This window comes from Actinomadura sp. NPDC048955, from assembly GCF_040649435.1.
GTDB lineage: Bacteria > Actinomycetota > Actinomycetes > Streptosporangiales > Streptosporangiaceae > Spirillospora > Spirillospora luteofluorescens.
In genome coordinates this window covers 1-21,473 of sequence record NZ_JBEZJI010000083.1, presented here as the reverse complement: position 1 = coordinate 21,473, position 21,473 = coordinate 1, and the positions used below count along the sequence as shown (strand labels likewise).

20 protein-coding genes are annotated in these 21,473 nt (G+C 74.8%); 5 read left to right on the top strand and 15 right to left on the bottom strand.

The window, feature by feature from the left end:
* Nucleotide 1: 1 nt before the first annotated feature.
* Nucleotides 2-1,405 (bottom strand): PLP-dependent aminotransferase family protein, encoded by a 1,404-nt coding sequence (locus tag AB0C84_RS41770; RefSeq protein WP_361077303.1) that lies wholly within the window; start codon nucleotides 1,403-1,405, stop codon nucleotides 2-4.
* Nucleotides 1,406-1,466: 61 nt separating this feature from the next.
* Here AB0C84_RS41770 and AB0C84_RS41765 point away from each other — a divergent pair, with 61 nt between their 5' ends.
* Complete coding sequence (locus AB0C84_RS41765) at nucleotides 1,467-2,861, top strand: pyridoxal-dependent decarboxylase (protein WP_361077300.1); 1,395 nt, start codon at nucleotides 1,467-1,469, stop codon at nucleotides 2,859-2,861.
* Between the two features lie 49 nt (nucleotides 2,862-2,910).
* Here AB0C84_RS41765 and AB0C84_RS41760 read toward each other — a convergent pair whose 3' ends face one another.
* From AB0C84_RS41760 to AB0C84_RS41745, 4 genes are all read right to left on the bottom strand, one after another.
* Complete coding sequence (locus tag AB0C84_RS41760; protein ID WP_361077297.1) at nucleotides 2,911-3,699, bottom strand: SDR family oxidoreductase; 789 nt, start codon at nucleotides 3,697-3,699, stop codon at nucleotides 2,911-2,913.
* A gap of 86 nt (nucleotides 3,700-3,785) precedes the next feature.
* Nucleotides 3,786-4,361 (bottom strand): TetR/AcrR family transcriptional regulator, encoded by a 576-nt coding sequence (locus AB0C84_RS41755; protein ID WP_361077294.1) that lies wholly within the window; start codon nucleotides 4,359-4,361, stop codon nucleotides 3,786-3,788.
* Nucleotides 4,362-4,420: 59 nt separating this feature from the next.
* Nucleotides 4,421-4,660: a hypothetical protein gene (locus AB0C84_RS41750; protein ID WP_361077291.1), complete on the bottom strand. Its 240-nt coding sequence runs from the start codon at nucleotides 4,658-4,660 to the stop codon at nucleotides 4,421-4,423.
* A 20-nt stretch (nucleotides 4,661-4,680) separates the two neighbouring features.
* Nucleotides 4,681-5,010, bottom strand: a complete 330-nt coding sequence (locus AB0C84_RS41745; RefSeq protein WP_361077319.1) for an NAD(P)H-binding protein — start codon at nucleotides 5,008-5,010, stop codon at nucleotides 4,681-4,683.
* A 48-nt stretch (nucleotides 5,011-5,058) separates the two neighbouring features.
* Between AB0C84_RS41745 and AB0C84_RS41740 the strand changes: the two genes are divergently transcribed.
* The 4 genes from AB0C84_RS41740 to AB0C84_RS41725 are packed head-to-tail and all read left to right on the top strand — an operon-like array spanning nucleotide 5,059 to nucleotide 11,658.
* A complete protein-coding gene (locus AB0C84_RS41740) occupies nucleotides 5,059-6,228 on the top strand; it encodes an AAA family ATPase (RefSeq protein WP_179847833.1) in 1,170 nt (389 codons plus the stop codon).
* On the top strand, nucleotides 6,186-8,537 hold the full coding sequence (locus AB0C84_RS41735; protein ID WP_361077287.1) for a DUF5682 family protein: 2,352 nt from the start codon (nucleotides 6,186-6,188) through the stop codon (nucleotides 8,535-8,537). The genes AB0C84_RS41740 and AB0C84_RS41735 overlap by 43 nt, the downstream gene beginning before the upstream one ends.
* Nucleotides 8,534-9,697 carry a VWA domain-containing protein gene (locus tag AB0C84_RS41730; RefSeq protein WP_361077284.1) on the top strand — a complete coding sequence of 388 codons (1,164 nt, stop codon included), beginning with the start codon at nucleotides 8,534-8,536 and terminating at the stop codon, nucleotides 9,695-9,697. The genes AB0C84_RS41735 and AB0C84_RS41730 overlap by 4 nt, the downstream gene beginning before the upstream one ends.
* Entirely contained in the window at nucleotides 9,694-11,658 is a 1,965-nt protein-coding gene (locus AB0C84_RS41725) for a hypothetical protein (RefSeq protein ID WP_361077281.1), read from the top strand. Before AB0C84_RS41730 ends, AB0C84_RS41725 begins: the two co-directional genes overlap by 4 nt.
* 7 nt (nucleotides 11,659-11,665) lie before the next feature.
* Here AB0C84_RS41725 and AB0C84_RS41720 read toward each other — a convergent pair whose 3' ends face one another.
* The 10 genes from AB0C84_RS41720 to AB0C84_RS41675 form a co-directional block, all read right to left on the bottom strand.
* The gene (locus AB0C84_RS41720) at nucleotides 11,666-12,604 is read right to left on the bottom strand and encodes an MBL fold metallo-hydrolase (RefSeq protein WP_179847837.1); all 939 of its coding nucleotides are present in this window, start codon (nucleotides 12,602-12,604) and stop codon (nucleotides 11,666-11,668) included.
* Between the two features lie 39 nt (nucleotides 12,605-12,643).
* On the bottom strand, nucleotides 12,644-13,702 hold the full coding sequence (locus tag AB0C84_RS41715; RefSeq protein ID WP_361077277.1) for a rod shape-determining protein: 1,059 nt from the start codon (nucleotides 13,700-13,702) through the stop codon (nucleotides 12,644-12,646).
* Between the two features lie 187 nt (nucleotides 13,703-13,889).
* Complete coding sequence (locus AB0C84_RS41710) at nucleotides 13,890-14,780, bottom strand: metal ABC transporter permease (RefSeq protein ID WP_361077274.1); 891 nt, start codon at nucleotides 14,778-14,780, stop codon at nucleotides 13,890-13,892.
* Nucleotides 14,777-15,445 (bottom strand): ATP-binding cassette domain-containing protein, encoded by a 669-nt coding sequence (locus AB0C84_RS41705; protein WP_361077271.1) that lies wholly within the window; start codon nucleotides 15,443-15,445, stop codon nucleotides 14,777-14,779. Before AB0C84_RS41705 ends, AB0C84_RS41710 begins: the two co-directional genes overlap by 4 nt.
* Nucleotides 15,442-16,353 carry a zinc ABC transporter substrate-binding protein gene (locus tag AB0C84_RS41700; RefSeq protein ID WP_361077268.1) on the bottom strand — a complete coding sequence of 304 codons (912 nt, stop codon included), beginning with the start codon at nucleotides 16,351-16,353 and terminating at the stop codon, nucleotides 15,442-15,444. The genes AB0C84_RS41705 and AB0C84_RS41700 overlap by 4 nt, the downstream gene beginning before the upstream one ends.
* 144 nt (nucleotides 16,354-16,497) lie before the next feature.
* Nucleotides 16,498-17,349: an SAM-dependent methyltransferase gene (locus AB0C84_RS41695; protein WP_179847841.1), complete on the bottom strand. Its 852-nt coding sequence runs from the start codon at nucleotides 17,347-17,349 to the stop codon at nucleotides 16,498-16,500.
* Between the two features lie 66 nt (nucleotides 17,350-17,415).
* On the bottom strand, nucleotides 17,416-18,429 hold the full coding sequence (locus AB0C84_RS41690; protein ID WP_308206533.1) for an aldo/keto reductase: 1,014 nt from the start codon (nucleotides 18,427-18,429) through the stop codon (nucleotides 17,416-17,418).
* Between the two features lie 82 nt (nucleotides 18,430-18,511).
* The gene (locus AB0C84_RS41685; RefSeq protein ID WP_361077264.1) at nucleotides 18,512-19,414 is read right to left on the bottom strand and encodes an NlpC/P60 family protein; all 903 of its coding nucleotides are present in this window, start codon (nucleotides 19,412-19,414) and stop codon (nucleotides 18,512-18,514) included.
* A 244-nt stretch (nucleotides 19,415-19,658) separates the two neighbouring features.
* On the bottom strand, nucleotides 19,659-21,095 hold the full coding sequence (locus tag AB0C84_RS41680) for a phosphotransferase (protein WP_361077261.1): 1,437 nt from the start codon (nucleotides 21,093-21,095) through the stop codon (nucleotides 19,659-19,661).
* 2 nt (nucleotides 21,096-21,097) lie between these two features.
* On the bottom strand, nucleotides 21,098-21,473 hold a 376-nt coding region (locus tag AB0C84_RS41675; RefSeq protein ID WP_361077258.1), incomplete at its 5' end, for an alpha-glucosidase C-terminal domain-containing protein.

Sequence of the window (21,473 nt, the reverse complement as noted above, 5' to 3'; positions counted from 1 at the left end):
CTCACCGGCCGGGGCCAGGGCCCGGGACCCGCGGGCCCGGGCCCCGGCCGCCGCACGCGGCGTCCAGGACGGCGGCGACGCGGTCCAGCGTGGTGATCGGCGAGGTGTAGGGGAGGCGCAGATGGTGCGAGCAGGTCGCGTCGGCCGCGAAGGACTGCCCGGGTGAGAGTTCGAGCCCGTACGCGCTTGCCTGGGCCGCGACGACGTCGGATCGCACGTCGGTCAGGCGCAACCAGAGCGCGAGCCCTCCGGGCGGGACCGTGAACCGCCAGCGGCTGTCTCCGGCCAGCAGCCCGCTGAGGTGGTCGCGCTGCCGGCGCAGGGCCGTCCGCCGGTGGTGCAGGACCGGCGCCGTGTCGCGGAGGAGTTCGGCGGCGACCAGCTGCTGCGTCGGCGCCGCGGACAGCGGCTCGCACAGCGGATGGCGGGCCAGTTCGCCGACCAGCGCGGCCGTTCCGCGGATCCAGCCGACCCGCAGGCCGCCCCAGATCGTCTTGGCCGCCGATCCGACGAGGACGGAGCGGGGTATCCGCTCGAGCGGCGACGGTTCTGCGCGCAGGTCGATGTCGCGCATGGTCTCGTCCGCCACCACGGTCACCCGGTGCCGTTCGGCGAGCCGGGCCACGGTGCGCCGGGCGGCGTCCGGCATGAGCGCGCCGGTCGGGTTCTGGAAGTCGGGGACCAGGTAGGCCGCCCCGCCCGCCGCGGCCCGGAACGCGTCGTGGAGCTGGTCCAGGTCCCAGCCGTCCGCGGCGACCCGGAAGCCGGCCAGACGGGTTCCGGAGGCCCGGAAGCCGGCCAGCACGGCGGGATAGGCGGGGATCTCCACGGCCGCGGCCCGGGGACGCAAATGCGCCGTCAGCAGCGCGAGGGCCGCGCGCGCTCCCGAGGTGACCAGTATCTGCTCCGGCCGCGTGACGAGCCCTTCCCCCGTATAGCGGCCCGCGATCAGTGAGCGCAGCTCCGGCAGCCCCGGGCCGGTCTCTCCGCTTTCGGCCAGGATCGGGCCGGAACGCCCGGCCGCTCTCAGCAGCGCCTGCTGGTACGCCGCGTGGGGCGCGGCCGGCACGGCGCTCCGCAGGTCGAGGGCGCCGTCCTCGCCGACGGCCGAGACCGGGGCGAGGCGCATCGCCGCCTCCGGCGGAAGACGCAGCGTGCTCCCGCTGCCGTGGCGCGTGTCGACCCATCCCTCGTCGCGGAGGATGTCCAGCGCCGCGGTCAGGGTCCCCCGGCTCACGCCGAGCGCGGCGGCGGCACGGCGTTCGGCGGGAAGCGGGGAGCCGACCCGCAACCGGCCGTCCAGGGCGGCGCCGCCGACCGCGTCGGCCAGCGCCCGCGCCAGCGCCACGCCCGGTCTTCGCCACGCCCCCAGCGCTGAGGCCAACTGGAGGTCGGTAGTACGCACTGGTCCAGTTTGCCAAAATTGGATCGGGATCTGGGACGCCGCCCTGGATACCGTTCCGCTCATGCATCCACGCCTCGCCGCAGATCTCGCCCGGCTTCCAGATCTCCTGCGGACGGTCGGCCTGAGTGCGAACGACCTCCTCGGTCGCCTGCACGAGCAGCCGGTCGTCCCGCCGCTGCGCCTGCCCGACCCCGGACCGCTCCCCGAGGAGGGCGCCGGGTTGGCGGAGGCGCTCACGGAGTTCACCCGCGAGTGGGCTCCGCTGCTGTCCGCCAGCGCCGGGCCCCGCTACCTCGGCTTCGTCACGGGCGGCGTCACGCCGGCCGCGCTGGCGGGCGACTGGCTGACAGCGGCCGCCGACCAGAACCCCACGTCGGCGCTCGACGGCGCGGGCCCGGAGCTCGAACGCCGGACGGTCGGCTGGCTGCGCGAGCTGTTCGGTCTCGGCGCCGCGCACGAGGGGGCGTTCGTCAGCGGCGCGACCATGTCCAACACGGTGGGCCTGGCCATCGCCCGCGAATGGCTCGGCGAACGCAGGGGCGTCACCGTGGCGCAGGAGGGCGCGGCGGCGCTGGGGCGGGTGCGCGTCCTGTCCGGCAGCCCGCATTCGAGCATCGGGAAGGGCCTGTCCCTCCTCGGTCTCGGCCGCGCCTCGCTGGTCCAGGTGCCGGTTCTGCCCGGCCGGGAGGCGGTCGACCCCGAGGCGCTGGAGCGGGCGCTGGCCGGGGCGGACGGCCCGGCGATCGTGGTCGCCAACGCCGGCACGGTCAACACGGTCGACTTCGACGACCTCCGCGCCATCGCCGCCCTGCGCGAACGCCACGAGTTCTGGCTGCACGTCGACGCCGCCTTCGGCGCCTTCGCGGCGCTGTCGCCGGACCACGCGGACCTGGTCACCGGACTCGACGCCGCCGACTCCATCTGCGTCGACCTGCACAAATGGCTGAACGTCCCGTACGACAGCGCCGTGCAGTTCACCCGCCACCGGCGCCTCCAGACCCGGGTGTTCCAGAACGCCGCCGCCTATCTCGGCCCGCTCGGCGAGACGCCCGACCCCGTCCACCTCACCCCGGAGAACTCCCGCCGCCTGCGCGCCCTCGCCGCCTGGTTCACCTTGCGGGCCTACGGACGGGACGGGCACCGCGAGATCGTCCAGCGGAACACCGCCTGCGCACACGCCCTCGGACGGGCCGTCGAGGCGATCCCCGGACTGCGCCTGCTGGCCCCGGTCCGCCTGAACGTCGTGTGCTTCACGCTGGCCGAGGACCCCACCGCCGAGCGGCTCGCCGACCTGGCCGCCGACCTGAAGGACGAGGCGTTTCTCACCCCTACCACGCATGCCGGGGTCCCCGCGCTCCGCGCCGCCTTCAGCAACTGGCGCACCACCGAGGCCGACGTCCACCGCCTCACCGAAGCCTTGAGGAACGCGCTGGGCCGTCCGGCTCCGGCGCCCTAGGCGTCGGCCGCCCGCCCCCCAAGAGGCGAGCGGCCGTGTGCGGCCCCCGTCAGGTGGTCTTGAGGGTGCCGCCGTCGATGACGTGGTCGGCGCCGTGGATGCTGGTGGCGCGGCCGGACAGCAGGAAGGCGACCAGGTCCGCGACCTCCTCGGGTTCGGTGAGGCGCCCCGAGGCGATGCGGAACTGACCGGGCAGGGCCGCGAGCAGGTCGTCGTGGCCGATCCCGGACGCGGCGGCCACCCTGCCGCCGAAACCGTCCGGATCGGTCCAGAGCGGGCTGGCGACGACGCCCGGGGAGACGGTGTTCACGCGGACGCCGCGCGGCGCCATCTCCTCGCTGAGCCGCTTCCCGAACTGGACCAGCGCCGCCTTGGCCTCCGCGTAGCCGACCGGCGAGCCGCCGGGCATGCGGGCGTTGATCGAGGAGATGTTCACGATCGCGCCCCTGCGCTCCAGGATGCTCGGCAACGCCGCCCTGGTGGTCCACACCGCGCTGAACAGGTTGAGGTCGAACATCCTCCGCCACTGCTCGTCGCCGACGTCGAGGAACCCGCCGAGGGTCAGCCCGTCCGGGTCGCCCGCGCCGACGTTGTTGACGAGGAAGTCGATCCCGCCGACCGCGGCGAGCGCCTCATCGACGATCGACGTCGCCCCGTCGCGGGTGCTCAGGTCGACGGACACGGCCGCGGCGGCGGCCTTCTCCAGCTCGGGGGTGACGGTGCGGGCGGCGCCCACCACCCGGACGCCCTCCGCGGCCAGGGTCCGGGCGATCGCGAGGCCGATGCCGCGACTCGCGCCGGTGACCAGAGCGGTCCTGCCGCTGATGCCGAGATCCATGATCTGCCTTTCGTGAACCGACAAATTCTTGAACTAGAGGTCAAAAATGAGGGCGCGAAAAGGGGCCGTCGCCCGAGTTCCCGCGCCTAGAAGGCCGCCAGGGCGGTGTCGATGATCCGGTATAGGGCCGGCCGGTCGAACGTCTTCGCCATGACCCGCAGCCCGGCGAGGGTGGTCTGGAGGAGGAGTGCCTGCGCTCTGGCGTCCATGTCCCGGTCGACGTCGCCGTCCCGCTGCCCCTGCTCGATGCGGGCGGCGAACAGCTCGATCATGCGCTCCTCCATCCGGTGCACCGCGCGGGTGGCCTCCTCGTCACGCCCGCCGAGCTCGCCGACGGTGTTCTGGGCCAGGCAGCCGCGGCGGACCGGACCGTCCAGGTCCATGTCCACGAGCAGCGCGAAGTACGCGCGGAAGCGCTCCTTGGCGGTGCCCGGCCGCGCGAGGAACTCCTCGGTCAGCTCCGCGCCGGTCCGGCTGTAGAGGTCCAGCGCCCTGGCGAACAGCCCGCGCTTGGAGCCGAAGGAGTGGTACAGGCTGCCCTTGGCCACCCCGGTCGCCTCGGCGAGGTCGGCGGGGGAGGTGTCGGCGTAGCCCTTGGTCCAGAACGTCTCCATCGCCTGCGCGACGACCACGTCCGGTTCGAAGCCCTTCGGTCTTCCCACGCCGTCACCGTAGCGAGTATTTGACCTTGAGGTCAAATAAGTGCCCGCCCGGCGGCCGTTCAGACGAAGGCGGAGCGGTGGTCGCGGACGAACTGCTCGAAGGTCGCCGGCTCGCGGCCGGTGAGGTCGCGGACCGTCGTGGTGACGGTGCCGGCGCCGCCGTCCCGGTACGCGCGGCTCACCTCGATCAGGGCGTCGGCGTGGTACGCGGGCAGGCCGCGTTCCAGCATGGCCGCGCGGGCGTCGGCGTCCGGCAGTTCGACGAAGCGGACCGGCCTGTCCAGGACGCGGGAGAGCACCTCGGCGGCCGCGCCATAGGTCAGCGCCTCGGGCCCGTGAGGGCGTGGACGCGGCCGTCGTGACCGTCGGTGGTGAGCACGTGGGCGGCGGCCCGGGCGATGGGCGTCAGTTCCTCGTCGGCCCTCCAGACCGACAGTTTGACGACCCGGGACACGCCGGCGGCGGTCGCCGCCTCGATGAGGTTGAGTTCGTGCCGGGTCTGGCCGGGGCCCATCGCGCCGACCAGGAACACCGCGTCGACGTCGCGCAGCGCCGGCGGAAGCGTCGCGGGCTCGCCGAGGTCGATCCGGACGGCGTCCAGCCCGGCGGCGACCGCCTGATCGACGTCCTCCGGGCCGGTGGGGAAGATGGGGATCTCTGGGCGGAGTGTCCGATGGGTCCCCTAGCGTTGGGGGGCATGAAAGATCATCCCTCGGAGGGGTCCGAGGACGTGGACGCGGGGACGGCGGAGTATCAGCGACCGCCGGCGGAGGTGCGGTTCGCCGACGAGCTGGACAGGCTCCGCGAGAGCGACACCGGGCCGAGGCCGCCCGGCTGGGCGCTCGGCCTGACGGCCGCGCGGCGGTTCATCGTCGGGGACGAGGCGCTCGGCGTCCGCCGCAAGTTCGTCGGCGACACCGCCCTCATCGACCGGGCCCTGGTCACCCTCGCCACCAGCCGGGGGCTGATGCTCGTCGGCGAGCCCGGGACGGCGAAGTCGCTGCTGTCGGAGCTGATCGCGGCCGCGGTCAGCGGCACCTCCACGCTGACGATCCAGGGCGGCGCGGCCACCACCGAGGACCAGATCAAGTACTCGTGGAACTACGCGCTGCTGGTGTCGGAGGGGCCGTCCACGCGCTCCCTCGTCCCGGCGCCGCTGCTCACCGGGATGGCCGAGGGGAGGGTCGTCCGGTTCGAGGAGATCACCCGCTGCCCGCTGGAGGTGCAGGACTCGCTGCTGTCGCCGCTGTCCGACCGCGTCCTGGCGATCCCCGAGCTGTCCCGCGCGGCCGCCGGCGGCGGGGCGGCCTCCCACGGGGGGCAGAGCGCGGACGCGATGGTGTTCGCCCGCGACGGGTTCAACATCATCGCGACCGCCAACACCCGCGACCGCGGCGTCAACGAGATGAGCGCCGCGCTCAAGCGGCGGTTCAACTTCGAGACCGTCTTCCCGATCGCGGACTTCGCGACCGAGCTCGACCTGGTCGAGCAGGAGGCGGGGAGGCTGCTGGAGCACAGCGGCGTGCAGGTCGCGCCTCGCCGCGACGTCCTGGAGGTGCTCGTCACGGTCTTCCGGGAGCTGCGTGACGCCACCACCGAGGAGGGCCGGTCGATGGACCGGCTCTCGGCGGTGATGAGCACCGCCGAGGCGGTGTCGGTCGCCCACCAGGTCGGCGTGCGCGGCTGGTTCCTGCGCGGCGAGGAGGGCGGGGCCGCCGACATCGTCGAGTGCCTCGCCGGCACCGCCGCCAAGGACAACCCCGAGGACCTGGCCCGGCTGCGCCGCTACCTGGAGCAGCAGGCGGCCCGCCGCGACGGGGAGCAGTGGAAGGCGCTGCACGCCGCCCGGCACCTGCTGCCCGGCTGATGGCCGTCACGTTCGTCGGCGTCCGGCACCACAGCCCCGCCTGCGCCCGGCTCGTCCGGGAGACGATCCGGCGGCTGCGCCCCGCGTACGTGCTGGTGGAGGGGCCCGCCGACTTCGGGGACCGGATCGGCGAGCTGCTCCTCGGCCACGCGCCGCCCGTCGCCGTCTACAGCTACTACCGGGACGACGAGCGTGTGCACGCGTCCTGGTCGCCGTTCTGCGCCTACTCCCCGGAATGGGTCGCGCTGAACGAGGGCCGCGCCGCCGGGGCGGAGCTGCGGTTCATCGACCTGCCCGCGTGGCACCCGGCGTTCGCCGGCCGCAGCAACCGCTACGCCGACGCCGAGCGCCGCTACGCCGAGGTGACCGCACGGCTGTGCCGGGAGTTCGCCGTCGACAACACCGACATCCTCTGGGACCACCTGTTCGAGATCGACGCCGAGGGGGCGGGGGAGCGGCTCGACGCGTACTTCGGGCTCCTGCGGGGCGAGGCGGAGGCCGGGGAGGACGACACCGCCCGCGAGGCCTACATGGCGGAATGGGTGCGGGCGGCCGAGGCCGACGCCGGAGACCGCCCCGTCGTCGTGGTGACCGGCGGCTTCCACAAGCCGGCGCTCGAAGCGCTCGCCGCGTCCGGCGGCACGGCGTGGCCGAGCGTGCCCCAGCCGCCCGGCGACGCCATCGGCGGCAGCTTCCTCGTCCCGTACTCGTTCCGGCGCCTCGACGCGTTCACCGGCTACCAGTCGGGCATGCCGTCGCCCGAGTACTACCAGCGGCTCTGGGAGGACGGCCCCGACGCGGCCGCCGGGGCGCTGGTGGAGACGGTCGTGGCCCGGCTGCGCGAGCGCGGGCAGGTCGTGTCGACCGCCGACCTGATCGCCGCCCGCACCCTCACCGGCGGCCTCACCCGCCTGCGCGGCCACCCCGCGCCGGCCCGCACCGACCTGCTCGACGGCCTGGTGGCCGCGCTGGTGAACGACGACCTCGACCAGCGGCTCCCGTGGACCTCCCGCGGCGCGCTCGCGCCGGGGGCGCATCCGGCCGTCGCCGAGATGGTCGACGCGCTGAGCGGCGACCGGACCGGGCGCCTGCACGCCGGCACGCCCGCCCCGCCGCTCGTCGGCCATGTGACGGCCGAGCTGGCGCGGCTCGGGCTCGACCGCGACGGCCCGGTCGCGCTGAAGCTGGCGACCCCGCGCGGGCTGGAGCGCAGCCGGGCCCTGCACCGGCTGCGCGTCCTGCGGATCCCGTTCGCGCACCGCGACTCGGGCCCCGCCACGGGCGCCGACCCGGTGCTGGAGGAGCGCTGGACCGTCGACGCGTCCGACCGCGACGGGCGCCTGCACGCCGCGCTCATCGAGGCGGGCGCCTACGGGCCGACGCTGGCCGACGCCGCGTCGGCCGCCCTGGACGAGCGGATGAACGCCGCGGGCGCCGACATGGAGCGCCTCGCCGTCGTGCTGTTCGACGCGGCGCTGTGCGGATGCGCGGACCAGTCCGGCCGGATCGCCGAGTCGATCTCCGCCGGGGTCGCGGGCGCCTCCGACATCGCCGCGCTCGGCGCCGCGCTGGAGTCCGTCCTCGGGCTGTGGCGGCACGACCGCGTCCTCGGCACGGCCGGCAGCCCGCTGTTCGGGACGGTCATCGAGGAGTGCGCCGACCGGATCCTGTGGCTGGCCGAGGGCGTGCGCGGCGGGCCCGCGCCCGCCGACCTGCGCCGGCTCCGCGCGCTCGCCGCCGTCCGCGACGCGCTGCTGCACGCCTCCGGCAAGCTGCGCCTCGACCGGGCCGCGGCGCTCGGCGTCGCCCGCCGCGTCGCCGCCGGATCCGGCGCCCCGCCCGACCTGCGCGGCGCCGCGTTCGGGCTCGCCCGCGCCCTCGGCGACGCCTCCGACGCCGCCCGGGCGCTGCGCGGCGCCGCCGCCCCGGCGACGTTCGGCGACTGGCTCGCCGGACTGTTCGCGCTGGCCAGGCAGGAGGTGCTCGACTCGGGCACCGCCCTGCTCGGCGTGCTGGACGAGCTGGTCGCCGGGCTGGACGAGGACGACTTCCTCATCGCGCTGCCCGCGCTGCGGCAGGCGTTCGAGTTCTTCCCGCCCCGCGAGCGCGCGACCATCGCCCAGGGGCTGCTGGACCGCCGGAACCTGCGCGGCTCCGCCCGCACGCTGCTGCGCGCGCCGGAGGCGCCGATGCTCACCGCCGAGGCCCTCGCGCTCGACGCCCGCGTGGACAGGGCCCTCGCGGCGGCGGGCCTCGCGGCCGACGAGCATGACCCGCCCACCGCACAGCCCAGCGAGGAGGCCTCGTGATCCCGCCCGACCTGGAACGATGGCGGCTCGTCCTCGGCTCGCCCGCCGAGTCGTGCACGGGCGCGCTGAGCGGCGAGGGCGCCGAACGGGACGCGGCCCTCGGCTGGCTGTACGGCCGCGACCCCGACCTCGCCAGGCGCGGCGTGCGGCGCGGTGACGGCGGGGGCGGCGACGGCGAGCCCGTCCGGTCCGAGGACCGCACCGGCGGGATCGGGCCGTCCCAGCTCACCACCGTCGACTGGCTCGACGCCGTGCACCGGCTCTTCCCCAAGGAGACGATCGAGCGGCTCGAACGCGACGCCGTCGAGCGGTACGAGATCCACGAGATCGTCACCGACCCGGCCGTGCTGGAGCGCATCGACCCGGACGAGGCGCTGCTGCGCGCCGTGCTGCGGACCAAGCACCTGATGAACCCCGAGGTCCTCGCGCTGGCTCGCAGGATCGTGGAGACCGTCGTGCGGCAGCTGATGGAGCGGCTGGCGACCGAGGTCCGGCAGGCGTTCCACGGCACCCGCTCGCGGCGGCCGAGCCGGGTGAAGAACTCCCGCAACTTCGACTTCCACGGCACCGTCCGCGCCAACCTCGCCCACTACCGGCCTGACGAGCGCCGCCTCTACATCGAGAACCCGCGGTTCGTGTCCCGGACGAGGCGGCACGTCGAGCAGTGGCAGATGATCCTGCTCGTCGACCAGTCCGGCTCCATGCTCGGGTCCGTCGTGCACGCGGCCGTCACCGCCGCCTGCCTGTGGGGGCTGCCCGGCCTCAAGACGCACCTCGTCGCGTTCGACACCTCCGTCGTCGACCTGACCTCCGACGTGACCGACCCCGCCGAGCTGCTGATGAAGGTGCAGCTCGGCGGCGGCACCGACATCGGCCGCGCCGTGGCCTACGGCGCCGGCCTGGTCGAGAACCCGCGCCGGTCGATCGTCGCGGTCATCACCGACTTCTACGAGGGAGGCAACGAGTACCGGCTGGTCGAGGAGGTGCGGCGGCTCGTCCAGCAGGGCACGCAGGTGCTCGGGCTGGCGGCGCTGGACGAGGAGGCGAACCCCTCCTACGACCGCAGGACGGCGCAGCGCCTCGCCGACGAGGGCGCCCACGTCGGCGCGATGACGCCGGGGCAGCTCGCCGCGTTCGTCGCGGAAAGGATCGGCCGGTGACCCGCGCCGACCTGCTCGCGCTGACCCCGGACGCGCTCGCCGCCCTCGCCAACCGCGGCCTGGTCAAGCGCGCCGCCAAGGACCTGGACGCCGGCAACGGTCCGGAGATCACCGTCTCCCCGGACGGCGGGGTCGACGGCGCCTTCCCCGACGGCACCACCGCGTCCCTGCCCGCCGGGGCGGGGCTGGAGGCCGCGCGCTGCTCCTGCGCGGCGACCGGCACGTGCCGCCACCGGATCTGCCTCGTCCTTGCCTACCAGCGGACCGCCGCGGAGCCGGAGGAACCCGCGGCGCCCGAGCCGGCGCCCGGCTGGTCGCCGGGAGCCTTCGACGACGACGCGCTGGCCCGCGTCCTCGGGCGGCGGGCCCTCACCGCCGCGCGCCGCGCCCTGCGCGCCGGGTACCCGGCGAAGATCCGCCGCCCCACCGCGCAGGACCCGGTGGCGCAGGTCGAGCTGCAGACCTGCACGGTCCGGTTCCTGGTACCGGGGGAGCTCGGCTACGTCCACACCGACGCGGTCGCGGCGGTGCGCGGCGAGGTCACCGTGCTCGCCGTCTGGGCCTTCCGCGCCGCCGACGAGCGCGGCCTGGCGGGCGAGGAGATCCGGCTGGAGGTCGGCGGCCCGGAGGGCGCCGGCTCCCCGGGGACCGGCGGGGACGGCCTGGACGCCGCGCTCGACCTCGCCGACCAGGTCCTCCTGGAAGGCGCGGCGCACGCCGGGCCCGTCCTCGCGACCGCGCTGGGCCGCGCCGCCGCCGAGCTCGGGGCGGCCGGCCTGCACTGGCCCGCCGCCGCGCTCGGCGACCTGGCCGAGCAGCTGGCCGCCCACCACGACCGCCGCGCCGACCACGACCCGGCGCGCGTCGCGGAGCTGCTCGCCGAGCTCCACGCCCGCCGCCGCGCCGCGCGCGGCGGCGCCGCCCGCTCCCAGGTGCTCGGCACGCAGGAGTCCGCGGACACGCCGCTGCGCCGCGTCCGCCTCGCCGCCCTCGGCTGCCGCGTCGCGGGCACGCCCGCGGCCCGCACCGCCGACGTCTTCCTCGCCCACACCGGGACCGGCATCGTCCTGGTGCTGAAACGGCGCTGGGACGTCCCGGACGGTGACCGGCTCACCGGCGCCGACCTCGCCGGGCGCCGCGTGCTCGGGTCGCCGCTGCGGTCCCTCGCCGCCGCGAACGTCGTGTCGGAGAGCGCCTCGCGCAGCGCCGGGCGGGTCGTCCGGGTCACCGCCGGGCGGATCGCCAAGACGACGGTCACCCCGCTCGGCGACACCTGGGAGAGCCTGCCCGCGGCGCTGCTCGTGCGCGACCTGGCCGCCGAGGGGCGGGCCCTGGACGCGCTGCCGCCCCGCCTCGTGCGGCCCCGCGTGGAGGCGGAGCTGGTCCGGGTCGTCGAGATCGCCGAGGTCCGCGACATCGGCTACCACCCCGGGGCGCAGCGGCTGGAGGCCGTGGTCGCCGACGCGGCGGGCACCCCCGCCGTCGTCTCCGCCGACTACAGCCCGCACAGCCCCGCCGCGCTGGACGTCCTGGCCGGGGCGCTCGCGGCGGGGCCCCGGTTCGTCTCCGGCGCCGTCCGCAAGGACCGCGGGGGGCTGGTCATCGACCCGTTCGCCGTGCTGACGGCCGACGGCCCGGTCGTCCCCGACCTGGCCCCCGGCGAGGGCACCGCCGCCCTCGGGGCCCCGCCCCCCGCCCCGCCCGATCCGCTGGCGCGGGCCCTGGACGAGGCGCTCGCCGCCTGCGCCGAGGCCGCCCACCGCGGCCTGCTGCGCCTGCCGTCCGGGACGCGGGACCGCCTCGCCCGCGCGGCCGCGACGCTGCGGCGTGCCGGTCTCCGCACGTCCGCGGAGACGCTCGCGGCCCTCGCCGCCGCGCTCGCGGCCGACGACCCGCAGGAGATGACCCGCGCTTGGGCCGCCGCCCACATCCGCCTGGTCACCGCGGCCGAACTGCGCTGACGCGCCGCTAAGCGCGGCAGGTGAGCGGGCGGCCCCCGTTGAAGGCGACCATGTCGGTCAGGGCCGAGACCAGGTCGATCGGCGCGCCGGGAGGCTGCCCGTCCAGTTCGGCGTAGGCGCGGTACAGGTTGCCCACGAGGCGCTCGGGGTCGGTCAGCTCCGCGTACGGGCCGAGATCGGCCTCGCGGGCGGCCTCCAGCGGCGCCAGCCCGGCCGCCCTGGCCTCGGCGGCGGTCGCCTGGACGAAGCGCGCGTAGCCGAGCACCCGGTCGATGAGCTCGGGACCGGCGACGGGACCGTGCCCGGGGACGATCGTCTCCGCGCCCAGCGGCGCGACGACCTCCTCCAGGACCCGGACCGCGCCCGCGACCGACCCCTGCATCAGGAACGGGGTGCCGCCGTTGAACAGCAGGTCGCCGCAGAACAGCACCCGCCGCTCGGGGATCCACACGATGGAGTCGTTGGTGGTGTGCGCGGGCGTCCCGACGTGCCGGACCTCGCAGCGCAGGTCGTCCACCCACAGGGTCACGCCGTCGGTGAAGGTGAGGAACGGCGGCTCGATCTCGACGCCGCCCCAGTCGACCTTCGTCCAGAACGGCTCGTCGAACGGCATGCCCCAGCTGAGCGCGCCCTCCCGCGTGGCCTCGTGGCCGACGACGGTCGCGCCCGAGAACAGGTAGTTGCCGAAGGTGTGGTCGCCGTGGTGGTGGGTGTTGACCAGCGTCCGGACGGGACGGTCCGTGACCGAGCGGATCGACTCCAGGTACGCGCGGGTGCGGCGCTCGGTCGAGCAGGAGTCGACGCTCGTCACCCCCCGCGCGCCCGTGAGGAAGCCGGTGTTGTTGATCCACCAGGTGCCGTCGGGCTGGAGATAGGCGAAGATCCCGTCGGAGACCTCCTCCAGCCGCGGGCTGCCCGGTCCCTCGCGTTCGGGTGCGTCGCTCATGCCATCGGGAGTGTAACCGCCGCCGGCGGCGGGCCCCGGTCAGTAGTCCACCAGGCTCGTCAGCACGTGCGGGCGCGGTGAGGTCTCGCGGGCGGACGGCTCCCGCGACCCGGCGGACCGCAGCACCTCCCCGGCGCCGAGCACGGCCGCGTCGCCGGTGTCGTCCCCGACCCGCGCGCCGAGCCCCGTCCGGTCCTGGATCAGCCGCTCCAGCCCGGGCAGCCGGGCGCAGCCGCCGGTGAGCGTGATGCCGACGCCGAGCAGGTCGCCGGAGATCTCGGGCGAGCAGCCGGCGAGGCCGGCGCCGATCGCGTCCACGATCCGCGCCACCGGGCCGGAGATCGCGCGGGCGACGTCCGCGGTGGTGAGGACGACGCCGCGCGGCATGCCCGTCGCGATGTCGCGCCCGTGCACGACGGTCTGCCGCACGGGGCGGCGGCCGAGCGGCGGCACCGCGCCGACCTCCAGTTTGGCCGCCTCCGCCCCCGCCAGCGACAGCGCGAGGCCGTGCTCCTGCCGGACGAGCGCGGCGATGGCGCGGTCCAGCGCCGACCCGCCGACATGCGCGGTGTGCGAGGTGACCAGGCCGCCGAACGCGATGACGCCGACGTCGGTGACGTCCGCGCCGATGTCGGCGATCACCGTGATGTCGGGCCGCCCGCAGGAGGTCATGCCCATCCCGATGGCGGCGGCGATCGGCGTCGGCACGAGCGTGAGGCGCCGTGCGCCCGCCTGGTAGGCGGAGAACTGCAGCGCCCGGTAGTGGACGGAGGTCAGCCCGCTAGGGACCGTGACGACCAGGCGCGGGCGCGCGGTGTAGTGGCGCCGGTGGTGGCGGCGCACGAGGTGCCGCATCAGGTACTCGGCCTCGTCGGTCTCGGTCGGCGCGCCTTCGCGGATGGGCCGCACGAGGGTGACGTCGGGGTTGCGCCCGGCCATCTCCCGCGCGGGGACGCCGAGGGCGAGGATGCGTCCGGTCTCGCGGGAGCGCGCGAGCAGCGAGGGTTCTCGGCAGACGACGCCGCGGCCCTTCACATGCATCCGCACGGTCGCGCTGCCCAGGTCGATAGCGGTGTCCCGGCCCGCGAAGTCCCACATCGCGCCCTCCCAATCGCCCCGTTCGCCGCAAGAGTCCAGATGATTCGATTCCCGTGCGGCCTGCGGCGATGCCCACGCCGGAGTAAGCGAATCGCAACGACCTGGTGATCTGGGATCCGACATGTCGGGAACGAGGTGCGCGGTGCGGCGCCCGCCCGGGGCGCAATCCCGGGCGGGCGCCAAAAGATCATGTAGGGACGGTGCCGGGACGCGCGCCCCGCGGCGCCGTCCACCCCCGCCGGGCCCGGACGGCGCCCGCCGCGCGGCACACCCCGTACAGCAGGAACGAGATCGTGGTGACGTACGGGCTGATCGGGATGCTGGACCCGATCGACAGCAGGATCCCGCCCAGCACCGACGCCGTCGCGAGCGCCGCGCTCAGCAGCGGCGCCAGCACCGGCGACGCGGTGACCCGCACCGCCGCCGCGGCGGGCGTGCAGATCAGCGCGAGCACCAGCAGCGCGCCCACGACCTGCACGGACACGGCCACCGCCAGGCCGAGCACGAGCATGAAGGCCGGGGACAGCGCCCGCACCGGCACGCCCCGCGCCGCCGCCACGTCCGGGTCCAGGCTCGCGAACGCCAGCGGGCGCCACATGACCGCGAGGCAGGCCAGCACCACCGCCGACGTGGCGAGCAGCCACGACAGCCGCGGCGTGTCGATCGCGACGATCTGCCCGGTGAGGATCCCGAACTTGTTGGCCGACCGCCCCTGGTAGAGCGACAGGAACAGCACGCCGAGCCCGAGCCCGAACGGCATCAGGACGCCGATGGCCGACCCGCGGTCGCGCGCCTTCGCGCCGAGGACCCCGATCAGCCCGGCGGCCGCCAGGGCCCCCGCGATCGAACCGCCCGCCACGCTCGCCCCGGCCAGCAGGGCGGCCGCCGCGCCCGCGAAGGACAGCTCGCTGATCCCGTGCACGGCGAACGCCAGGTCGCGCATGACGACGAACGTCCCGGCGAGCCCTCCGACCAGCCCGAGCACGGCCCCCGCGACGAGCGAGTTGCGCACCAGCGCGAGCAGCGCCCCGTAGTCCTGGAAGTTGAAGATCTCGTGCCACGCCTCCTGCCAGCTCATGCCGTCTCCTGCCGGGAAGTTTGCGCGCCGAGGGCGGCGCCCATGTCGAGGATCCGGTCGGCGAAAGGGAAAACCGGGTCGATGTCGTGCGTGACGAACACGACGGTGGTGCCGTGGTCGCGGCGGCGCCGCTCCACCAGCTCGGCGACGACGCGCTGGTGCTCGGCGTCCAGGGAGGCCAGCGGCTCGTCGCACAGCAGGACGCGCGGGCCGGTCGCCAGAGCCTGCGCGACGCGCACGCGCTGGAGTTCGCCGCCCGACAGGAGTTCGAGCGGGACGTCGGCGAACGCGGCCGCGCCGACGTCGGCGAGGACGGCCTCGACCCGGCGGCGCGCGTCCCGGCGCGGCCGCCCGGGGCCCCAGCGGTGGCCGTCGATGCCGAGCCGCACGAGGTCGCGGGCGCGCAGCGGGGTGTGCGGCGGGACGGCCCGGTGCTGCGAGACGTAGCCGACGGCGTCGCTGCCCCGCCGGGGGCGGCGCCCGTCCACCTCCACGGTTCCGGACGACAGCCGCTGGAGCCCGAGCAGCACCCTGAGCAGGCTGGTCTTCCCCGACCCGTTGGATCCGGCGACGGCGAGGAACTCGCCGGGCCGCACGTCGAGGTCCAGCCCGCGCCACAGGGTCCGCTCGCCGTAGGACAGGGTCGCGCCGCGCAGGGTGATCACGCCAGCGCCTGCTGGAGCGCGGCGATGGTGCCGTCCATCCAGGCGACGTAGTCCCGGCCGGCCGGGAGGGTCTCGGTGACCGGCACCACCGGGACGCCCGCGCCGGCCGCCGCCTTCCGGACCTTGTCGGTCTGCGGGCCGCTCGTCTGCACGTTCGCCACGAGCGCCCGCACCTTCCCGTCCGTGAGCAGCGCCAGCGTGTCGCGCAGCGCCCGCGGCGGGACGTCGTCCCCCTCCTCGACCGCCTCGGCGAACTCCTCCGGCGTCCGGTCGACCAGCCCGGCCGCCTCCAGCAGGTAGACCGGGACGGGCTCGGTGACGGCGACGCCGTCCCCCGCATGCGCGGCCCTGACCGCCGCCACCTTCTCCTCCAGCGCCTTCAGCCTCGCCTTGAAGGCGGCGGCGTTCGACGAGAACGTCCGGGCGTCCTCGGGGGCGGCCTCGGCGAGCGCGGCCGAGATCCGGTCGGCCAGCAGCGCGACGGAGGGCAGGTCATACCAGACGTGCTCGTTCAGCTCCTCGCCCTTCGGGGCGGTCTTCCCGGAGATCTGGACGGCGTTGAGCACCCGGGCCTTCGACCCGGAGCCCCTGAGCAGCGTCTCCATGAAGTCGTCGTAGCCGCCGCCGTTCTCGATGACCACGCCGGCCTTCGACAGCGCGAGCCTGGTGCGCGTCCCCGCCTCGAAGGAGTGCGGGTCCTGCGCGGGGTCGCTGATGAACGAGGTCACCTTCACCCTGTCGCCGCCGATCTGCCGCGCGATGTCCCCGTACACGTTGGTCGAGGCCACGACCGGGACCGTCTCCGCGGCCCCGGCGCCCGAGGAGGACCCGCAGGCGGAGGCCCCGAGGGCGGAGAGGGCGAGGGCGGCGCCCGCCCCGAGGACGCGGGCGCGCTGAGCAGACATCATGGAAGCTCCTGAAAATGAAAACGATTTTCAGTGGCAACTTAACATGACTCGCCCCTTTGGTCCCGTCCTGTTGCCGTCCCGGCAACCCCCGCACGCGAAAGGCCGCCGTCCCGGTCCCGGGACGGCGGCCTTCGAGGCGGTCGTCTAGCGCTTGCGGAGAACCCCGCCGTACTCGTAGATGCCGCGGTCCAGCTTGGAGGCTCCCTCGTACTGCTCCAGCTCGGGCGGGACGGGGGCGAGCGGCGGCTGCACGTCCAGCGGGCGCCAGTCGACGAGGTTGCACAGGCCCGGCTCGACGGGGTCGAAGTCCGACAGCAGCGCGTCGATCTCGGCGGGCGTCCGCGTCTGCCAGGGGATCCCGGCCCCGCGGACCTGCTCGTTCATCTGCGCGCTGCGCACCGGGTCGTCGCAGGCGACCTGGGAGAAGGTGAGGTGGCTGCCCGGCGCGGCCCGGTCCATGATCGTGTGCAGGACGCGGCGCGGGTCGTCGGCGTCGGGCAGGTGGTGGCCGACCGACAGGAACAGCGTCGCGACCGGCTCGCTGAAGTCGATCAGCCGCTCGACCTCCGCGTCCGCCAGGATGGCCTCCTGGTCGCGCATGTCGCCCTGGATGACCGTGGTCGAGGAGTCGCCGGCCAGCAGCGCCCTGCCGTGCGCGAGGACGATCGGGTCGATGTCCACGTAGACGACGCGCGCGTCCGGCGCGAAGTCGCGGGCGACCTGGTGCACGTTGGCGTCGGTCGGCAGGCCGCAGCCCATGTCGATGAACTGCCGGATCCCGGCCTCGGCGGCCAGGTACCGGACGGCGCGGTACAGGAACAGGCGGTTCTGCCGGGTGATGTCGAGCCCGGCGGGGTGGTGTTCGAGCTGCCCCCTGATGAACTGCCGGTCGACCTCGTAGTTGTCCTTGCCGCCGAGCAGCCAGCCGTAGGCGCGGGCGGACGTCGGGACGTCGTGGGGGATGTCCGCCAGGGACGGCCTGTCGTGATCGTTCACAGGGGGAACGCTACCCCGCCGCGGCCCGCCGCGGGCGCCTGCCGCCACCCGGGCCGCGGGCGCGGGTCACCAGGCGAACGCCTCCGGCACGGGACCCGGGCCCGGGAAGATCTCGTCGAGGGCGGAGAGGAACTCCTCCGGCAGGTCCAGCTCGGCGGCGCGGACGGCGGAGTCGAGCTGCGCGCGGACGCGCGGGCCCACGATCGGGCCGGTCACGCCGGGGCGGGTGAGCAGCCAGGCGAGGCCGACGTCGCCCGGGTCCAGGCCGTGCTCGCCGCACAGGTCCTCGTAGGCCTGGACGCGCGCCCGCTCGGCCGGGTCGTTCAGCATCTCGGCGGAGCGCCCCGACCGGGACCGGGAGCCCTCCCCGTCGCGCTCCTTGCGCAGGACGCCGCCGAGCACCCCGCCGTGCAGCGGCGACCACGGGATCACGCCGAGCCCGTAGGCCCGCGCGGCCGGGACGACCTCCATCTCGGCACGCCGCTCGACCAGGTTGTACAGGCACTGCTCGCTGACCAGGCCGAGCGAGCCGCGGCGGGCGGCGGCCTCGTTGGCCTGCGCGATGCCCCAGCCGGGGAAGTTGGACGACCCGGCGTACAGCACCTTGCCCTGCTGGACGAGGACGTCGATCGCCTGCCAGATCTCCTCCCACGGCGTCGACCGGTCGATGTGGTGGAACTGGTACAGGTCGATGTGGTCGGTGCCGAGCCTCCTCAGCGACGCCTCGGCGGCCTGGCGGATGTGCAGCGCGGACAGCCCGCCCCGGTTCGGCCAGGGCGCGTCCGGCGCCGCCATGTCCGCGTAGACCTTCGTCGCGAGGACGGTCTTCTCGCGGCGCCCGCCGCCCTTGGCGAACCAGGTGCCGATGATCTCCTCGGTGCGGCCCTTGTTCGCGCCCCACCCGTAGGCGTTCGCGGTGTCGAAGAAGTTGATCCCCGCGTCGAGCGCCGCGTCCATGATCGCGTGGGCGTCGGGCTCCTCGGTGAACGGGCCGAAGTTCATCGTGCCGAGCACCAGGCGGCTGACCTTCAGGCCGGTACGGCCGAGCTGGGTGTACTCCATGGTGATCCAGCCAAGCACCTGGAGTGCCCTCCAGGTCAAGTGTGACGCGCCCCCCGGCGCCGCGCGCCGCGCGCGCGGCGCCGGGGAGGGCGGAAAGGGGCTAGGGAGAGACGTACTTCGACCACGGCTCGACGCTGGGGCCGTTCCAGAAGGATCTCGGGTGCGCCACGGCTCTCGGCCGGGGCTCAGGCTTTGACTCGTCCGACGGTCCGTCGCTTCGCGGAGCCTGTGCCGCGGAATCGTCCGGCTTCGCGGAATGGCCGCCGGATGGCGCGGCCTTCTTCGCCGGGATGTGTCCGGGGGCTGTGATCGGGGGAATGTCGGTTTTCTTCGAATGTGTGCTACTGGGTGGCGGATTGTGGGGGGTCCGCTCGCTATCAGGGGGCTGGTCGGCCCGCTTCTCCGCGCTCATCCGGTCGATCTTCTCGACGAGCTCCCGCACGGACGGCGACCACTCCCTGAAGGCGGGGGCGCCGGGCCGCACCGCCCCCGCGAACTGTCTCTTGCGCGCCGCGCCGAACCTGTCGATGCGGACCCTGGCTCCCGAATTGGGCGCGTGCAGGAATCGGCCGTGCCCCACGTACATGCCGACATGGCTGCGGCCGTGGAAGAAGATGAGGTCCCCGGGCTTGAGGCTCCCCATTCCCACCTTCCGGTCCACCTGGCGGTACTGGGCGTAGGTGACGCGGGGGATCTTGACGCCGGCCCGGCGCCACGCGGCCATCATGAGCCCGGAGCAGTCGTAGCCGCCCGGCCCGTCCGCGCCCCACCGGTACGGCTTGCCGAGCTGCTTGCGGGCGAACCGCAGCGCCTTCTTGGCGCGCTTGCGCTGGAGGGTCTCCCGCGTCCGGTACCTGTCGTACGCCTGGACCTTCTCCAGGGTGGCCGCGTCGAGGTGCAGGCTCTTCAGCACCGTCGGGTTGAGTGCGGCGAAGGCCGTGGAACCCAGCGGGACCGTCAGGGCGAGCCCGGTCACCGTGGCCGTGACGGCCGTGCGGAGCACGCTCCGTTTTCGATCGGCCGCCCGGCCGCGGCCGGCATGGCCCGCGACCGCGCCGCTTGCGCTTGCGGTCTCCTGCGAGTGGCGTGCGGACATTCCTCTGCTCTCCGTTTCCGTTCGGGTATTCGGCAGGTGATCATCATCCCGCCGAGGGATCGGGTACCCGTTGATCGGCACGGAATTGTCGGAGCGGGCCGATTTTACGTGATCATGGCGCGGAATTGGGCACGGCCTTCGGTGTCTTTGATCAAGCGGTCAAGTGGGCCAGGGATTTCAGCGGAACGGCGAGCCAGGCCGGTCTGTTCCGCGCCTCGTAACGCACCTCGTAGACCGCCTTCTCGAATTCGAAGGCGCGGATGAGCACCGAATGCGCCGCCGGATCCGGTCCGCCGCCCGCCGCGTAGCCGCGGCAGAACGCGGCGCGGTTGCGCGCCGCCCAGGCGTGCGCCCGGGTCTCCAGCCGCGGCCCCGGCTCGCTCGGCACCGAGCCCGCCTTGGTGATGAGGAAGCGCGCGGCGTACTCGAACGAGCGGAGCATCCCGGCGACGTCGCGCAGCGGGTGCGCGAGGGCCCGGCGCTCGCTCTGCGTCCGCGCCGGCTCGCCCTCGAAGTCCAGCACCGACCACCCCGACTCCGTGCGCAGGACCTGGCCGAGGTGGTAGTCGCCGTGCACGCGCTGGACGGGCAGCGGCTCGGCCCGCGCGGCCAGGTCCAGGAACGCCTCGGTGAGCGCCTTCGCGTGCGGCGCGAGGCCGGGCACCGCGCGGCAGGTGGCGGTCAGCTCGCGGTTCATCCGCGCGGCCGTCGCGCGGACCTCCGCGGCCGGGACGACCGTCACGCCGAACGCGTCGGCCAGCGCCCGGTGCACCTCGGCGGTGGCCGCGCCGAGCCGTTCGGCCTCGGCGGCGAAGTCGCCGCCGGCCGCGCTCGCGTCCAGCTCCGCCCACTCGTCGCCGCCGGGCGGCGACGTGTGCGCGAACCAGTCGCGGACGCTGGCTATCGCGAGGCTCCAGGCGTCCACGCCGGTGTGCAGGTAGTCCGACAGGAGGGCGAGCGTCACCGGCTCCCCGCCCCCGCCGGCCATCGCCCCGTGCCCCGGGTCCAGCTCGATCCACCCGAGGACGGCCGGGACGCGCGCGCAGCCGCCGCGGGTCAGCGCGAGGTTGACCTCCAGGTCGAGGTTGACGCCGGCGGACAGGCGGCGGAACAGCTTGCAGATGTACTCGTCGCCGAACAGTAACGAGGTGTTGCTCTGCTCGGCGGTCATGGGAAGGCTCGCCAGGTCCGTCCGGACGCGGGCGCCGTCGGCGTGGTGGAACCGCAGCGGGCCGACGGACGCCCCGCTCGCCAGGGCCTCCAGGAGCACGCGGGTCAGGTCCGGGTCGTGCGCGGCGTCGTACAGCCGGGCCCTGCCGGAGCGGTCGCCGCAGGGCCCGCCGATCTCGACGTGCCGGAGCCGGCCCGGCAGGTCGCGGCGGACGCCGAGGAGGAGCTGGTAGTGGTCGGTGGTGTCGTCCTGGCGGACGTCGAGGATGAGGTGGTGCAGGGCGGGGTCGCCGGGGCGGAGTTCGGTGGCGGTGCCGATGGTGAGGTCGTGGATGGGGCCGTCCTTGCCGCCGAACCACCGCTGCCGGGGCAGCCACTCGGCGAGGTCCCGGACGAGGTCCGGCTCTGGAGGAAGCACGGTCAGACGGTCCTTCCCGCGCGCGTGCCCGGTCCCGCGTCCGCGCCCGCCCCTGGAGCGCCGTCCTCAGGCGGGACCAGCTGGAACCAGAAGAACCCGTGCCCGGGCAAGGTGAGCAGGTACGGGAGTTCGCCGATGGCGGGGAACTGCACGCCGCCCATGCACTCGACGGGGGAGTAGCCCTCGAAGCGCCGCAGGTCCAGCTCGACCGGCTGCGGGAACCGCGACAGGTTGCTGACGCACAGGACCGTGTCCATCTCGTCCCACGGGCTCTCGTCCTCGGTGATCTCGCGGGTGAAGGCGAGGACGGAGGGGTTGGAGGCGGACAGTTCGACGTAGGAGCCGACGCCGAAGACGGGGTGGCGCTGGCGGATCTCG

Coding starts and splice junctions, on each gene's coding strand:
- AB0C84_RS41765 (WP_361077300.1), top strand. CDS start 1,467: ATGCATCCACGCCTCGCCGCAGATCTCGCCCGGCTTCCAGATCTCCTG.
- AB0C84_RS41710 (WP_361077274.1), bottom strand. CDS start 14,780: ATGAGCTGGCAGGAGGCGTGGCACGAGATCTTCAACTTCCAGGACTAC.
- AB0C84_RS41720 (WP_179847837.1), bottom strand. CDS start 12,604: ATGAGCGACGCACCCGAACGCGAGGGACCGGGCAGCCCGCGGCTGGAG.
- AB0C84_RS41740 (WP_179847833.1), top strand. CDS start 5,059: ATGAAAGATCATCCCTCGGAGGGGTCCGAGGACGTGGACGCGGGGACG.
- AB0C84_RS41700 (WP_361077268.1), bottom strand. CDS start 16,353: ATGATGTCTGCTCAGCGCGCCCGCGTCCTCGGGGCGGGCGCCGCCCTC.
- AB0C84_RS41760 (WP_361077297.1), bottom strand. CDS start 3,699: ATGGATCTCGGCATCAGCGGCAGGACCGCTCTGGTCACCGGCGCGAGT.
- AB0C84_RS41715 (WP_361077277.1), bottom strand. CDS start 13,702: ATGTGGGACTTCGCGGGCCGGGACACCGCTATCGACCTGGGCAGCGCG.